This is a genomic window from Lentilactobacillus farraginis DSM 18382 = JCM 14108, from assembly GCF_000583655.1.
GTDB classification, from domain to species: domain Bacteria; phylum Bacillota; class Bacilli; order Lactobacillales; family Lactobacillaceae; genus Lentilactobacillus; species Lentilactobacillus farraginis.
This window is the reverse complement of the sequence record NZ_BAKI01000001.1, coordinates 97,262-110,721: the sequence shown is the minus strand read 5'-3', so window position 1 is coordinate 110,721 and position 13,460 is coordinate 97,262. Positions and strand designations below refer to the sequence as shown.

Sequence of the window (13,460 nt, the reverse complement as noted above, 5' to 3'; positions counted from 1 at the left end):
GGTGGCGTGGTATGCGATGCAATTTCAATTTAACAGTTCCGAACCGATTTACCGCCAGGTTGCCGAACAAATCGAGGATGCCATTGCCGCGGGCGGCTTTGAGGAAGGCCAACAGATTCCATCGACAACCGAAATTTCCAAGGAATTTCATATTAATCCGGCAACGGTTTTAAAAGGAATGAATATTGCAGTTGCCAAGAATCTGATTGAAAAACGGCGTGGCTTGGGGATGTTTGTTTCCCAAGGTGCCAGACAACGAATTGTGGCCGAAAAAAAAGACAGTTTTTTTGAGACATTTGTTGTGGGACTGGTTAAGGAAGCACAGAATTTAGGAATTTCCGAGTCAGAATTACTGGCATTGATAAAGCGAGGTTATGAACAATGAGCGTGTTGGAAGTCAGTCACATTTCGAAGTCGTTTGGGTCAAAAAACGTCCTTCAGGATGTCAGCTTAACATTTGAAGAAAACAAAATATATGGGTTGCTGGGTCGAAATGGTGCTGGGAAAAGTACGCTGCTGAACATTATAACGAATCGTATTTTTCCGGATACCGGCGAAGTAAAGATCGATTCGGAAAACGTTAATGATAACGATGCTAAACTTGGACTGATGTTTTTAATGAGCGAGGTAAATCTGTATCCGAATGGCAGTACCCTTAATCAAATTATTGCCGATACGGAATTGATTTATGGGAGCTTTGATTATGCGTTTGCCAAAAAACTGGCTCAAAAGTTTGAATTGGATTTAACATCCAAATTTGGTAAGTTATCGACAGGTTATAATTCAATTTTTAAATTAATTTTGGCTTTATCAGTGCCAGTTAAATTTGTTTTGTTGGATGAGCCGGTGTTGGGGCTTGATGCCAACCATCGTGAAATGTTTTACTCGGAATTGATCCAGTCCTATACGGATCATCCCCGGACCTTTATTATTTCAACTCACCTAATTGAAGAAGTTGCTAATTTAATTAGCGATGTAATTGTGTTGGATGAAGGCCGGACCATGCTTGACCAACCGGTTGAAGAAGTTCTTGCCAAAACACACTCAGTTGTCGGCCCGGAAACTGATGTGACTGCCTATACAAAAGGCTGAACGTAATCGGGCATGACAATATCGGTACAATTCGAGTTGACTATGTGTATGGTGATTTGGATGACCGTCAGCTACCTGACACGGTCAAAATTTCAAACTTTGATCTTCAAAAACTGTTTATTTTCCTCACAAATCAATTTGAGGGGAGCCGGCACTATGAAAACTAATAAAATTACTAAGTATTTATTTAAGAAACAAGTTGTAATCCTGGGAGAAATGTATTTAGTAACGTTTGCGGCTATTTATATTCTACCGCTGATTCTTTCACTCATTACGGGGACACTGCATGATTATTCGTTTGTTGATATTTTGAGAACTTCACCAATTACAGGTTTCTTTGGTTTCTTTATGTTTGTCATTGCAACGTTATCATATGAAAATTTTAAGTTTTTAATTCAAAATGGCATTTCCAGAAAAACATTTTTTGAAGCACAAATTACGGTTTATGGGCTGTTTCTTTTGATTGGTAACTCAATTAATCTTTTATACAACTACTTTGTTTATATACCAATGACTCACAAGACAACGTTTAACATTTTTATGGCTGCTTATGCTAAGTTCTTTCATAACGGATTGGTAGCTGTGCTCTTTAATTTTATTTTTAGTGCTTTGATATTGGCATTTGTTACGTTGGTTGGTATGACTATTGGCAGTTTTTTGTCACTCTTCTCTAAAACCTGGCAGCGGATTTTATTAGTCGCAACGCCGGTGATTGGTGGGGTCACTTTGATATACCTGGTTAACGCGTTGGAAACTTCATCACTTAAAATGACTTGGGTTGCGGATTTAGGCTCGTTTATTTTAGGGTATGACCGAAGTGGTATTTATAACCCGTTTCCAATGATTATTACGTTGCTGCTTATTTGTATCGGGTTGTTGTTGATTATCAGGTACCTGTTCTCAAAAAAGCAGCTAAAACAGGAATAATTGGCTGCTTTTGGATTAAGATGAACTGATTCGTATTTTATGAGAATGTTATTAAAAGGCGGCAAATGTATTTATTATCCGTTTTTTTAATGGTATACTTAGGTTTCCGAAATATATACGAATAGGATGGGAAATCATGGAAAATAATAAGAAAATTCATGTTGGCCTGATTTTTGGTGGAAACTCTTCCGAACATGATGTTTCGAAGCGTTCTGCCCACAACATTTATGATGCGATGGACAAGGACAAATATGACGTAAGTCTTTTTTTTGATGACCAAAGACGGTTATTTCTTAGGAACAAAAGCATCAACCGGGTTTTTAATGGTGAACCCGAGGATGATGTTGCGCGCCAGGAAATTGCAAAACTTGATAAAAGTAATCCCCTTGCACCGATTTTGAATTTAAGCGAGGATTCGAATATTGATGTTTTCTTCCCGATTATCCACGGCAATTTAGGCGAAGACGGTACGATTCAGGGACTGTTACGCTTATTGAACAAGCCATATGTTGGCAGTGGTGTTTTGGGATCCGCTATGTCGTTTGACAAGGATATCACCAAGAAGATTTTGAAACTGGCCGGGGTGGCGACAACTCGCTATGAGTTACTGACGCCATTTACAGTTGAGAACTATAGTTACCAATCTTTGAGCGCGGAACTGGGACAAATTTTATTTGTTAAGCCTGCTAATCAGGGGTCTTCAGTCGGTATTCACAAGGTTGAAAGTAATGACGATTATGAAGAAGCTATTCGAGATGCTTTTCGATATGACAGTAAGGTCTTGGTTGAAGAGGCAATCGAAGGGCCGGAAGAATTGGAAATTTCCGTTTTGGGCAACCATCATCCGATTGCTTCTAAAGTTGGTGCAATTAAGGTACCGGCTGATGATGCATTCTACACTTACGATAATAAATTTGTTGATGCCAGTCAGGTTGAGTTTGATGTTCCGGTTGACATCCCGGAAAGTCTCGCGCAACAACTTACTAAAATGGCACTGGATTCGTATCGGGCGCTCGGACTAAAGGGAATGGCCAGAATTGACTTTTTGGTTTCTCAGGATAGTGAGCCTTATGTAAGTGAAGTTAATACACTTCCAGGGTTCACCAACATCAGCCTGTATCCGCAGTTATTTGCGGCTTCTGGAATTTCATATAGCGAATTAATTGATCGATTAATTCAATTAGCTGGCGAGGAATATGAACGTCAATCCAAGATTCTATATGATTTTAAACCATTACCACCGCGGGACCAAAATATAAAATAAGTCTCGTAACTATAAATAACGATTTTTTAAAAGGCTGGCACCGGCTTATTTCAAAAGCTTGGACGGCCTTTTTATTTAGGGTGGGTTTAAAAATGAATCAATTGCAAAATCAAAAATTAAACCATTTTATAATCACTTTTGCAGTCATCATTTCGACATTAAAGTGGCTGATGATGCTAACCGCTAATCGCTTTTTGATATTTATAAGTGTCGTTATCTCGATCTATCTATTAGGGAGAATGATTTGGATCGGCCGGTTTAAGCATCTTAAAAGAAAACCAAGAACCATTGTGGCCTTTTGGGCCGATATCTTGTTATTGTGGGTTGCCTCACTGCCAGTGGGTCTATTTGGCTTAAGCAGCTTTTTTAAGGTCGCATTTCCCTTAACGGGTGATCAATTTACCTGGCTAACGGTTAACCGTCATTGGTTGGCACTGTTGGGTGCGGTTATTTATATTAGTTTATTTTGTTGGCTGCTTTTAATGAGACATTTTTTTGTCAACCTGCTGGCAGTGCCGGAAACACGTTTTGAAGCGGCTTTTAAAATAACGGCTAAATCAGTTTCCTTAAAGGATTTGTGGTTCAGCATTAGATTGATTTTACAGGCAATTGTCGTGATTACTGGTTTGATCATTGCCCTGGCAGGAGTGAATTATCTGTTACCTTTGAAAGCAACGTTGGTGATTTCGGAGGGAATTGCAAATCTTGTGGTACCAATTATCGAGGCACGGTTATTTTTACAATTATTTGCTTTAGCCAAGCCGGGACCAGTAGCGACTTTTAAGAACTGTTTTGGCTATTTAACGATTGCTTTTGGGTTGGTTTCGATTATGGGAATTAATTTTAATTCTCAGACAAGTAAACCGGCGCAGCAAACGATCATTGTTCATCGCGGTATTATTAATAATAACGGTCAGCCAAACACAATTGGTGCATTAAAAAGAAGTGCCCGTCATCATTTTCCGTTTGTTGAAATGGATGTTCAGGAGACAAAGGATCGGTTTTTTATTTGTGCACATGATGATACCATTTTGATTCCTCATCTGGGTCATCGGGAAATTAATCGTTTGAATCTGAGGACGATTCAAAAATATCACCATGTCGAACTCTTTCAGCAGTATTTGCAGACGGCAAATCGACTTGGTCAGCCATTAATAGTAGAACTAAAAGTAACTAACCAGTCGGATCGCCAAATGGGAAGCCGGTTTGCCAAGGCGTTTGGGGCGGAAATGTTAAAACAACCCAATATGGTTCATTCTACCGGTTATCGCTATCTTCGCCAGATTAAGGCGCAATATCCTGAAATTAAAGTCGGGTTGGTAACGATGCTGAATTTTTCCGATCTTTCCCGTTATAAAGTTGATTTTTATACCCTGCAGCATTGGACGCTGACACCGTTCCTGCTTCGGATGATTCAACCGCAGCGGCAAGTTTATGCTTGGACTCAGGATCATGCTTTTTCAATGCAGCGACTTGATATGATGGGGGTTAATGGCCAGGTGACGGATCAGGCGACCCAATTAAGTCGGCTGTCCATGAATCCATCTGAAAATAATTGGTTGCGCGTGTTAAATTTATTAATCATTTACCTGTAATTTTTCGTATATGATTAATAGAGGTGAAAATTAATGGTAATTAGATGTCCATGGGCGACCAAAAGTCCTATGTTGATGGTTTATCATGATACCCAGTGGGGAAAGCCAACTCGGGAAGTTCAAGAGTTGTTTCGGGCTTTGTGTTTGGAGGTGCTTCAGGCAGGGTTGGCCTTTCAAGTTGTTTTAAAACACGAAGAAGGAATGGATCAGGTGCTTCATCATTTTTCGATTGATTATTTAGCAAATCTGACGGCAACGGATATTTTAACATTGTGTCGGGATGAGCGGATAATTAGAAATCGGGTAAAAATTGCAGCATTGGTTGAAAATGCGGCAATCGTCGCAAAGAATCCGGGAAAATTTGTTGATCTCACTTGGGCGCCGGTTCATTACGTCCAGTTGGATCACTTACCGACTGCCAAATTGAAAAAGAAAGATTATGAGGCATTTGTGACGCCCTTTGTTGCAGCGTTCAAAGAGTTAGGCCTAAAGCGAATGGGACCGATAACCGTCTATAGTTATCTACAGGCTGTCGGGGTGGTTAATGATCATCAATTGAACTGTGATTTTAGATAAATATTTAGTAATTGATAGCAAAAATAACTTGACTTGTTTATTTATGTGTAATAAAATTAATGCCATCAGTTTTTAATTTAAATAGAAAAGTTCTAAATGAAGAAGGGGAGTATCATGGCAACTAAAATTACGGGAGCGGCGATTCGAAAGGCCCGAAAAAAGAAGGGGTTGTCGCAAAAACAACTGGCAGATGGCATTTGTACCCAAGCAACCATCAGTCTGATTGAAAATAAAAATGTTTGTCCAAACTTCAATATTCTTAACCAACTTTGCCAGCGACTGGGCGTAAACGTTACGGATATCTCCTTTAACCCCCGTTATGGTGAAAAATTATTCTCGTATATCGAAAGCGATATGCGGCGACATTGTTATCTCCAAGCCAAGAAACGGATGGCTGGTGTCTGTTTTAAAAAATTGGATTCCAAGGTATCCGAGGGAAAATATTATTGTTACCAGGGCTTTGCTGAACTTTACATTGATGATGATATTGAGGAAGCCATTTATCATTTTAATTGGATGTTGACGAAGTATCCAACTGAAAATTTAAATTTTTATCGAGCGTGGTCAAATTTAGGCTTGGGGCTGGCTTATCAAAAGCTTGGTAAGACAACCCGAGCACCTAAATTTATTGAAGAAAGTGTTCGCATTTTAGATAAAATCCAAAGTTATAAGGATCATCATCGGAAAGATGATCTGTTTGCGGTTACGGATTTATACATTGACATCATTGCAACCTATATTGAATTGGGAAAACACGATCGGGCATTGCAGCTTTGTACCTTAATTTTAAAACGTTTAACCGAAGCTAACTCGATTTATAAAGTAGACGTGTTGGAAGAATTAGCTTCCCGATGTTTATATGCAAGCGGTCAAATTATAGAAGCAACTATGAAGCAGTTTGCGGCAATGTTTGTAGCGGATCTTCGTGGAAATCATCAGCTTTGCGAAAAAATCATGACTAAAAATCAAAGACATATCATTGAATTGGTAAAAAAGGAACTTGATAAAAATGATGGCCATCAAACGTTAATTATGTAACGATTTTTGATGATATTAAAAGAAGAACAGATTGCTCAATTTCTCAATAGGCAACCTGTTTTTCTTTTCTTATTAAGTTAAGACTGACTAACCGACTCGTTTGCTGGGGTTCTTGGCCGGTTTATTGTCTAAGTCGGTTCGAACAACCAGTACGTCACAGACCGCGGTTCGGGTAACGTATTCAGTAACTGAACCGATTAGGAGCCGTTCAACGGCATTAAGACCGGTTGCACCAATCATAATCAGGTCAATGTTTAAGTTCCTTGGGATATCCCGAGCAATCACGGTTTTTGGGGCGCCGTATTCGATTGAGTAATCAACATCTGTTAAACCGGCTTTTTTAGCTTCATCGATGTATTTATCCAATGTTTGTTTTGCCGTATCGGTTACTTGTTCAACCATTGAGGTATCAAAACTTGAAATGTTTTGAAAAGCCCGTGTATCGACGACGTGAAGCAGGTGAAGGGATGCATGGTTTCTTAGTGCAACAGCGACGCCTTTCTTAAATGCTAATTCGGCTTCATATGATCCATCAACGGGAACCAGAATTTGATTATATTGTTGTATCATTGTGCCACCCTCATTTCATCTTTATACCTTAATTGTACGTTATTTTCCCATGAATAAAAAGCATTAGATATTTGGATTTTTAGTGGTGATTGATAATATTCATTATGACCATTTCAAGGATTGTTCCTGAAAAAGTTGTCGCGAGAAGAACAGCCAAAATGAAAATATCATTTTGAATGAAAATTGATAAGAGACTCAAAGCTCCTAACAAGATGAATGTCCAACCACCGACCTTTGCTGCGTGTAGCAACCTTGAATTATTTTGAACGTCAATTTCGAATAGGGTTTTGTTCAAATGGGACAGCAAATAATAGCCGATAAAAAAAGCAATCAGGACAGCAATGCTGACGAGAATAGTAATTATCAATTTTTTTCACTCCATCTTTTTAGTGGCCAAAAGACCGCCGTAGCTTTAAATACTGGTCTTTTAATGCCTTCTCAATTCTACCATTATCCTTAGGCTGATAATATTGTTTGTTTTTAATTTTATCCGGGAGATATTGTTGCTTGACCCAATCATTTGGAAAATCATGCGGATATTGATATGTGACACCACGCCCTAATTTTTTGGCCCCTTTGTAGTGAGCATCTTTCAGCCAAAGCGGAATTTCACCAAAGTTTCCGGATCGGACGTCACTGAGTGCATTATCGATGGCTGTCATAGCTGAATTGGATTTTGGACTTAAGCACAATTCAATGATTGCATTTGCCAAAGGGATTCGCCCCTCCGGCAACCCCAGCTGATTAGCGGCATAAACGGCATCTACCGTCCGTTCACAAGCGGCTGGGTTGGCCAGCCCAACATCTTCGTATGCAATTACTAATAATCTTCTAACTAATGAAACCAAATCACCGGCTTCAATTAACCGTCCTGCATAGTGAAGTGCTGCGTCCACATCCGATCCGCGAATGGATTTTTGAAATGCCGAGATGACGTCGTAGTGGGCATCGCCGCTTTTATCTGCACCTAACGATTTTCGTTGAAGGCACTCTTCAATAACGGAAAGTGAAATATCAATTGTGTCCTGATCATTTTTGGGCGTTGATTTAACTGCCAGTTCCAATCCATTTAGAGCGCTTCTAAGATCGCCGTTTGTTGCCGTTGAAAGGAACTGCATGGCCTCATCAGATAGATTAACTTTATACTGTCCAAGTCCCTTCTCAGAGTCTCCCAGAGCCCGCTGGATGGCTTGACAAATATCTGCTGGAGAGAGGGGGTGGACTTCAAAAATTTGAGTTCGGCTTCGAATGGCCGGATTAATATTGATGTAAGGATTCTCAGTAGTTGCACCAATTAGGATGATGGCACCCTTTTCAAGTAGTGGCAGTAAGAAATCCTGCTTGGTTTTATCCAAACGATGAATTTCATCCAGCAATAAGACGACAGTACCGCTCATTTTGGCTTCTTCCGCAACTACCTGTAGATCTTTTTTCGTGTCAGTAGCGGCATTTAAAACCCGAAAAGCATATTTGGTAGAACCGGCAATTGCACTGGCAATACTGGTTTTACCCGTTCCGGGCGGTCCGTATAGAATCATAGATGACAATAGTTTGGCTTTGACCATCCGATTAATGATTTTTCCCGGGCCGACCAAGTCTTGTTGACCAACAATTTCGTCAATTTTAGTGGGGCGCATTCGATAGGCTAAAGGCTGTTGCATTGTTTGAACCCTCCTTTACCAGGTTTTTAAGTTAAAAACGTCGTATAGAAAAAGACGTTTCGCTTTCGCAAAACGTCTTTTGATTGTCATGATGATATAAATTAACCCAACTTGTTGTAGTATTCAACAATTAGTGATTCATCAATATCAGCATCGAGTTCTTCACGTTGTGGAAGACGAACCAATGATCCTTCGAGTTTGTCCGCATCGAAGTTCACGTATTGTGGGCGACCCACAACTGCTTCGACAGCGTCTTTAATAACTTGAAGATCTTTGGACTTTTCACGTACTGAAACCACTTGTCCGGGTTTAACTTCATATGATGGAATATCAACTCGTTTGCCATCCACCGTAATGTGGCCATGGTTAACTAATTGACGTGCCTGACGGCGAGTAGTTGCCAAACCTAAACGGTAAACAACGTTATCCAAACGTCGTTCGAGCAGGATCATGAAGTTAACACCGTGTTTACCTTCACGAATTTTACCGGCACGAATGAATAAGTTGGCGAATTGACGTTCAGTCAATCCGTACATGTAACGAAGTTTTTGCTTTTCCTTTAATTGTAAACCGTATTCAGAAAGTTTTTGACGACGGCCTTGGCCATGATCACCCGGTGCATAAGGACGACGTGATAATTCCTTACCAGTACCGGAAAGTGAGATACCCAATCGACGTGAAATTCTCCAACTTGGACCTGTATATCTTGACATAAAAAAATCCTCCAATTATTTTTTGGAGTAAAATAAGCCATTGCAGGTTTAGTATTCGTGCATGTTGCTTTGCTCTTTCGCTCAAGCAGCCGAATTGAGTTACTTGCAGAACCTGAAACAGGCAACAACATGTTGACGAGCTTACCACCTACTGCTGCATTATTTTACACGCATTACATCGTATCAGTTGTTAGACGATTAGTCAATATGTTTAACGAAGATATCGATAAAATCATTAAGAAGGGCTTCATCTTTTTCGGAAAATCGATCCAGAATCGGAGAATCAATATCCAGGACACCCAACGGCCGGCCTGCTTTTATAATTGGAATAACAATCTCAGACTTTGAATCACCATCACAAGCAATGTGACCAGCAAATTGATGGACGTCAGCCACTCTCAAAGAATGCTTTTCCGCCAGCGCAGTTCCACAAACGCCCGAACCGTTTTTGATATGCATACAGGCAACTTTTCCTTGGAAAGGTCCCAAGATTAATTCATCATTTTCGGGGACGTAGCGATAAAAACCGACCCAGTTAATTTGATCAAGACTTTGATTTAAAAGGGCAGCCGCATTTGCCATATTGGCAACTAGATCGGTCTCTTCATAAAGCAGTGCGTCAAGTTGTTGGTTTACCAAATCTGTTACGTTTTGCATAAATTTTTTCCTCACTTAAAAATATTCTGGTGAAACGGACCTACTATGATATAATTCAGTTTAGGGCACTTTTATCAATTATTAATACATAATAGAATCTTTTGGCATTTTTTTCTACAATCTGGTTTTGTTTTTATATGACTTTTAATATCTATACTTCTGAAGGATGGGATCGAATGTTTATTTTGCTGGTAATAATTATTGTAGTAGTTGGAGCTGGTTATTTGGGGTTTGCCTTTTACCAACGACGAACAATTAAAATGGCAACGAGCGTGTATGAAAGTAAAAAGGAATTAAATAAAATTCCGCTTGATGATGAATTTGCGCTGGCCAAAAAGATGAATTTAACAGGTGAGTCCAAGAAAAAATATGGACAGCTGCACGATAAATATCAGCATTATCAAAATCAGATGTTACCGGATATTGAGCAGCAGATTAAAACCGTCAAGGCGGACGGCAAAGGGATTAACTTTATTAAGACCCGCAACGATTGGCAAAAAGCCAACCAAACAATAAAAACTGCCGACACGACATTAAAAGAAATTCAGGCTGGATTGGCACAACTATATGATTTAAATAAACAGCATCAACACGCAGTTTCTGAGTTGGAAAAAAAGTATCAACACTTGCGTGAAGATATTTTAAACGAAAACGCCTCATTTGGTCCCAGCATTGATGGGCTTGAAAAAATGTTGGCTGATATCGAGGGAACTTTTGACAAATTTACCAAGCTGACCAAGAGTGGGGACCCCAGCAGCGCAGACGAAGTGTTGACAGATTTAAACGCGGCAACAGATAAATTGGAAGATTATATGAAACGAATCCCCAAGTTGTTTGCGTCCCTAAATAAAGAATTCAAGGCTCAGTTAGATGAAATTCAAACCGGCTACACGGAGTTAAGGTCAAAGGGCTACCAATTTCCCAACGATCACTTTGACGTTGAATTAGCACAGCTGCAGGATCAGATTGATAACAATTTGGATTTGTTGACAAAGCTCAAAGTGGAAGATGTTACGGCTGCCAATGCTAAAATGGCAGCAGCCATTGATCGGCTGTACGCGGCTCTTGATGATGAGTTCAAGGCGCGACCACAAGTGGAGAAGCGAACCGGTATGCTTGGTGAATACATTAAGCACGTCCGTCGACAAAATGACGATCTTGCCAAACGATTGCAGGTTTTAAATGAAAGCTATGTTTTAAACCACCAGGAAATTGAGGATAATCATCAATATGATCGACAAATAACGGGATTGGAACGCGAATACCGCCGTCAGGTAGATGACATGAATGCGGGAGAAGCGGTGTATTCTCAAATTAATGCAACTCAAAAGAAAATGATGACTGACTTGAAAGAACTTGAAAATGCCCAAAAAGCATTATTCAGCAGCATTATCGATTTGCCTGAAAAAGAGCAGGCAGCCAGGGAAGCGTTGCGTAAATTTGATTTGGCAATGCGAAATAAAAAGCGGCGAATTGATAATCAAAATCTACCAGGACTGCCGGATTCTTATCAAAATAGTTTTGCTTCGGTTATTCGGGAAATTAATCAACTTGATGAGGATTTAAACAAAGCTCATGTCAACATTGATGATGTCAGTAAACAGGTAATTATTATTCAGGCGGATATGGACACACTGGAAGAGCGAACTGGTCAAATGCTGGATAATGCAAATTTAGCGGAGCAGACAATTCAGTATGCAAACCGATATATTGGATCAAATCCTGAGATTGCTTCTGCCAGTGTGAAGGCTCAAAATTATTTTGAGAAGCAGTATGACTATGCCAAGAGTCTCAAAACGATTTCTGAAGCACTGGAAAATCAGTCTACGGGCGCTTTTTCAAAGATTAAAAAGGATTACTTGGCAGCTAAAAAATCACGTGGCAATGTGAAACCAACGGCCGAAGACGCTGAAAACGATGACTAGTCAGCTTTAGCTAATTAAAGGTGGTCCAGTTAGCTAAGTGTGAGCAGAACTTCATTAACTGTTAAATATAAAGTTCAAGGGACTGAGACAAAGTAATTTTGCCCGGTCCCGTTTGTTTAATTACAGTTATTACCGTAGAAAAACGTGCGCTGAAGGGCAACCTTCTGTCACTCTTTGCCTGGTATGACATAATCAGGCTGGATGACTTGTTACAAAGCCTATTTGGGTGTATTATCGTGGAAGTTATATTTGTTGGAGTCGAACCAATAAATAAAGAGAAGAAGGTTTCAAATGATTTATTTTGATAACAGTGCGACAACGCAAGCGTTACCGGAAGTAGTTGACACATATGATAAAGTCAGCAAAAGTGTCTGGGGGAATCCATCAAGTCTTCATAACTTTGGTGAGCAGGCTTTTAACCTGTTAGAGCAGTCCAGAAAGCAAATTGCTGATTTATTGCATGTTCACGCGGACGAAATTTATTTCACGAGCGGCGGTACTGAAGGTGATAATTGGGTAACCAAAGGAACGGCGATTCAAAAGCGCGAATTTGGCAAGCACCTGATTACAACTGCCGTGGAGCACCCCGCTATTCACAATTCGATGGAGCAGTTAAAAAAACTTGGCTATGACGTTACTTATCTGCCTGTTGATGACGAGGGTCGAATCTCCATTGATGATCTGAAGTCAGCAATTCGACCGGATACAACGTTGGTTTCAATCATGGCGGTTAATAATGAAATTGGCACCATTCAACCAATCAAGCAGCCGCGGAGGTTCTAAAGAAGTACCCCAAAATTCATTTTCACATTGATGCCGTTCAGGGAATTGGTAAGGGGATTCAAGACAAGATTTTCAATGACCGGGTTGATTTTGTGACCATTTCCGGTCATAAATTTCATGCGCCCAGAGGCATTGGCTTTCTTTACGGCCGTCGCGGTCGTCGAATTGCCCAATTGATGAGTGGTGGCGGTCAGGAGAAAAATCAACGTTCCGGAACCGAAAACCTGCCGGCGATTGCGGCAATGGCTAAAGCCTTGCGCTTGTTGCTTGAAAAAGAGCCACAGGCAATAAAAACTGAGCAGCAAATTAAGCAGTTGATCAGTGACCATATTCGTAAGTTTGACAAAGTAACCATTTTTTCCAAAAATACAGATCAGTTTGCACCCCATATCTTATGTTTTGCAATCAACGGGGTGCGTGGCGAGACCATCGTGCACGCCTTTGAAAAATATGGGATTTATATTTCAACGACCAGCGCCTGCTCATCGAAGAAGCACGTTGCTTCCAGCACATTGACTGCCATGCACGTTCCTGAAGATGTTTCCACGAGTGCCGTCAGAATTTCTCTGGGCGACCAGAATACACTTGACGAAGCCAAAGAATTCATCCAAGCTTTTGACCGGTTATATGAAGAATTTGACAAATTAAGTTAGGAGTCA

The 13,460-nt window shown here is 40.2% G+C and carries 12 protein-coding genes and 2 pseudogenes; 9 read left to right on the top strand and 5 right to left on the bottom strand.

The window, feature by feature from the left end; all coding sequences use genetic code 11:
• Nucleotides 1–16: 16 nt before the first annotated feature.
• From JCM14108_RS00565 to JCM14108_RS00535, 7 genes and pseudogenes are all read left to right on the top strand, one after another.
• Nucleotides 17–385, top strand: a complete 369-nt coding sequence (locus tag JCM14108_RS00565; RefSeq protein ID WP_035177350.1) for a GntR family transcriptional regulator — start codon at nucleotides 17–19, stop codon at nucleotides 383–385.
• Nucleotides 382–1,259 (top strand): annotated as a pseudogene (locus JCM14108_RS00560) (ATP-binding cassette domain-containing protein). The gene JCM14108_RS00565 and the pseudogene JCM14108_RS00560 overlap by 4 nt, the downstream one beginning before the upstream one ends.
• Nucleotides 1,249–2,019 carry a hypothetical protein gene (locus tag JCM14108_RS00555; protein ID WP_035177347.1) on the top strand — a complete coding sequence of 257 codons (771 nt, stop codon included), beginning with the start codon at nucleotides 1,249–1,251 and terminating at the stop codon, nucleotides 2,017–2,019. The pseudogene JCM14108_RS00560 and the gene JCM14108_RS00555 overlap by 11 nt, the downstream one beginning before the upstream one ends.
• Before the next feature lie 136 nt (nucleotides 2,020–2,155).
• The gene (locus JCM14108_RS00550; protein ID WP_035177344.1) at nucleotides 2,156–3,283 is read left to right on the top strand and encodes a D-alanine--D-alanine ligase family protein; all 1,128 of its coding nucleotides are present in this window, start codon (nucleotides 2,156–2,158) and stop codon (nucleotides 3,281–3,283) included.
• A gap of 92 nt (nucleotides 3,284–3,375) precedes the next feature.
• Nucleotides 3,376–4,878, top strand: a complete 1,503-nt coding sequence (locus JCM14108_RS00545; RefSeq protein WP_035177341.1) for a glycerophosphodiester phosphodiesterase family protein — start codon at nucleotides 3,376–3,378, stop codon at nucleotides 4,876–4,878.
• Nucleotides 4,879–4,911: 33 nt separating this feature from the next.
• Nucleotides 4,912–5,454 (top strand): DNA-3-methyladenine glycosylase I, encoded by a 543-nt coding sequence (locus JCM14108_RS00540; protein WP_081759821.1) that lies wholly within the window; start codon nucleotides 4,912–4,914, stop codon nucleotides 5,452–5,454.
• 114 nt (nucleotides 5,455–5,568) lie between these two features.
• On the top strand, nucleotides 5,569–6,492 hold the full coding sequence (locus tag JCM14108_RS00535) for a helix-turn-helix domain-containing protein (RefSeq protein ID WP_035177337.1): 924 nt from the start codon (nucleotides 5,569–5,571) through the stop codon (nucleotides 6,490–6,492).
• Nucleotides 6,493–6,579: 87 nt separating this feature from the next.
• On the opposite strand, the gene JCM14108_RS00530 is transcribed toward JCM14108_RS00535, so the two are convergent.
• The 5 genes from JCM14108_RS00530 to JCM14108_RS00510 all read right to left on the bottom strand — a co-directional run bounded on the left by JCM14108_RS00530 (nucleotide 6,580) and on the right by JCM14108_RS00510 (nucleotide 10,093).
• Nucleotides 6,580–7,062, bottom strand: coding sequence for a universal stress protein (locus tag JCM14108_RS00530; RefSeq protein WP_035177334.1), 483 nt, complete (start codon nucleotides 7,060–7,062; stop codon nucleotides 6,580–6,582).
• A gap of 79 nt (nucleotides 7,063–7,141) precedes the next feature.
• Nucleotides 7,142–7,429, bottom strand: coding sequence for a hypothetical protein (locus JCM14108_RS00525; protein WP_035177331.1), 288 nt, complete (start codon nucleotides 7,427–7,429; stop codon nucleotides 7,142–7,144).
• A gap of 19 nt (nucleotides 7,430–7,448) precedes the next feature.
• Nucleotides 7,449–8,723, bottom strand: coding sequence for a replication-associated recombination protein A (locus tag JCM14108_RS00520; protein WP_035177328.1), 1,275 nt, complete (start codon nucleotides 8,721–8,723; stop codon nucleotides 7,449–7,451).
• 101 nt (nucleotides 8,724–8,824) lie between these two features.
• Complete coding sequence (gene rpsD / locus JCM14108_RS00515; RefSeq protein WP_035177326.1) at nucleotides 8,825–9,436, bottom strand: 30S ribosomal protein S4; 612 nt, start codon at nucleotides 9,434–9,436, stop codon at nucleotides 8,825–8,827.
• 198 nt (nucleotides 9,437–9,634) lie between these two features.
• Nucleotides 9,635–10,093 (bottom strand): free L-methionine (R)-S-oxide reductase MsrC, encoded by a 459-nt coding sequence (locus JCM14108_RS00510; RefSeq protein ID WP_035177323.1) that lies wholly within the window; start codon nucleotides 10,091–10,093, stop codon nucleotides 9,635–9,637.
• 176 nt (nucleotides 10,094–10,269) lie between these two features.
• Between JCM14108_RS00510 and ezrA the strand changes: the two genes are divergently transcribed.
• The gene (gene ezrA, locus JCM14108_RS00505; protein WP_035177320.1) at nucleotides 10,270–12,018 is read left to right on the top strand and encodes a septation ring formation regulator EzrA; all 1,749 of its coding nucleotides are present in this window, start codon (nucleotides 10,270–10,272) and stop codon (nucleotides 12,016–12,018) included.
• A 291-nt stretch (nucleotides 12,019–12,309) separates the two neighbouring features.
• Nucleotides 12,310–13,454 (top strand): annotated as a pseudogene (locus JCM14108_RS00495) (cysteine desulfurase family protein).
• Nucleotides 13,455–13,460: the final 6 nt, after the last annotated feature.

Excerpts from the sequence above, each read along its gene's own strand:
- JCM14108_RS00565 (WP_035177350.1), top strand. The coding sequence starts at position 17 with ATGCAATTTCAATTTAACAGTTCCGAACCGATTTACCGCCAGGTTGCC.
- JCM14108_RS00555 (WP_035177347.1), top strand. The coding sequence starts at position 1,249 with ATGAAAACTAATAAAATTACTAAGTATTTATTTAAGAAACAAGTTGTA.
- JCM14108_RS00550 (WP_035177344.1), top strand. The coding sequence starts at position 2,156 with ATGGAAAATAATAAGAAAATTCATGTTGGCCTGATTTTTGGTGGAAAC.
- JCM14108_RS00545 (WP_035177341.1), top strand. The coding sequence starts at position 3,376 with ATGAATCAATTGCAAAATCAAAAATTAAACCATTTTATAATCACTTTT.
- JCM14108_RS00540 (WP_081759821.1), top strand. The coding sequence starts at position 4,912 with ATGGTAATTAGATGTCCATGGGCGACCAAAAGTCCTATGTTGATGGTT.
- JCM14108_RS00535 (WP_035177337.1), top strand. The coding sequence starts at position 5,569 with ATGGCAACTAAAATTACGGGAGCGGCGATTCGAAAGGCCCGAAAAAAG.
- JCM14108_RS00530 (WP_035177334.1), bottom strand. The coding sequence starts at position 7,062 with ATGATACAACAATATAATCAAATTCTGGTTCCCGTTGATGGATCATAT.
- JCM14108_RS00520 (WP_035177328.1), bottom strand. The coding sequence starts at position 8,723 with ATGCAACAGCCTTTAGCCTATCGAATGCGCCCCACTAAAATTGACGAA.
- rpsD (WP_035177326.1), bottom strand. The coding sequence starts at position 9,436 with ATGTCAAGATATACAGGTCCAAGTTGGAGAATTTCACGTCGATTGGGT.
- JCM14108_RS00510 (WP_035177323.1), bottom strand. The coding sequence starts at position 10,093 with ATGCAAAACGTAACAGATTTGGTAAACCAACAACTTGACGCACTGCTT.
- ezrA (WP_035177320.1), top strand. The coding sequence starts at position 10,270 with ATGTTTATTTTGCTGGTAATAATTATTGTAGTAGTTGGAGCTGGTTAT.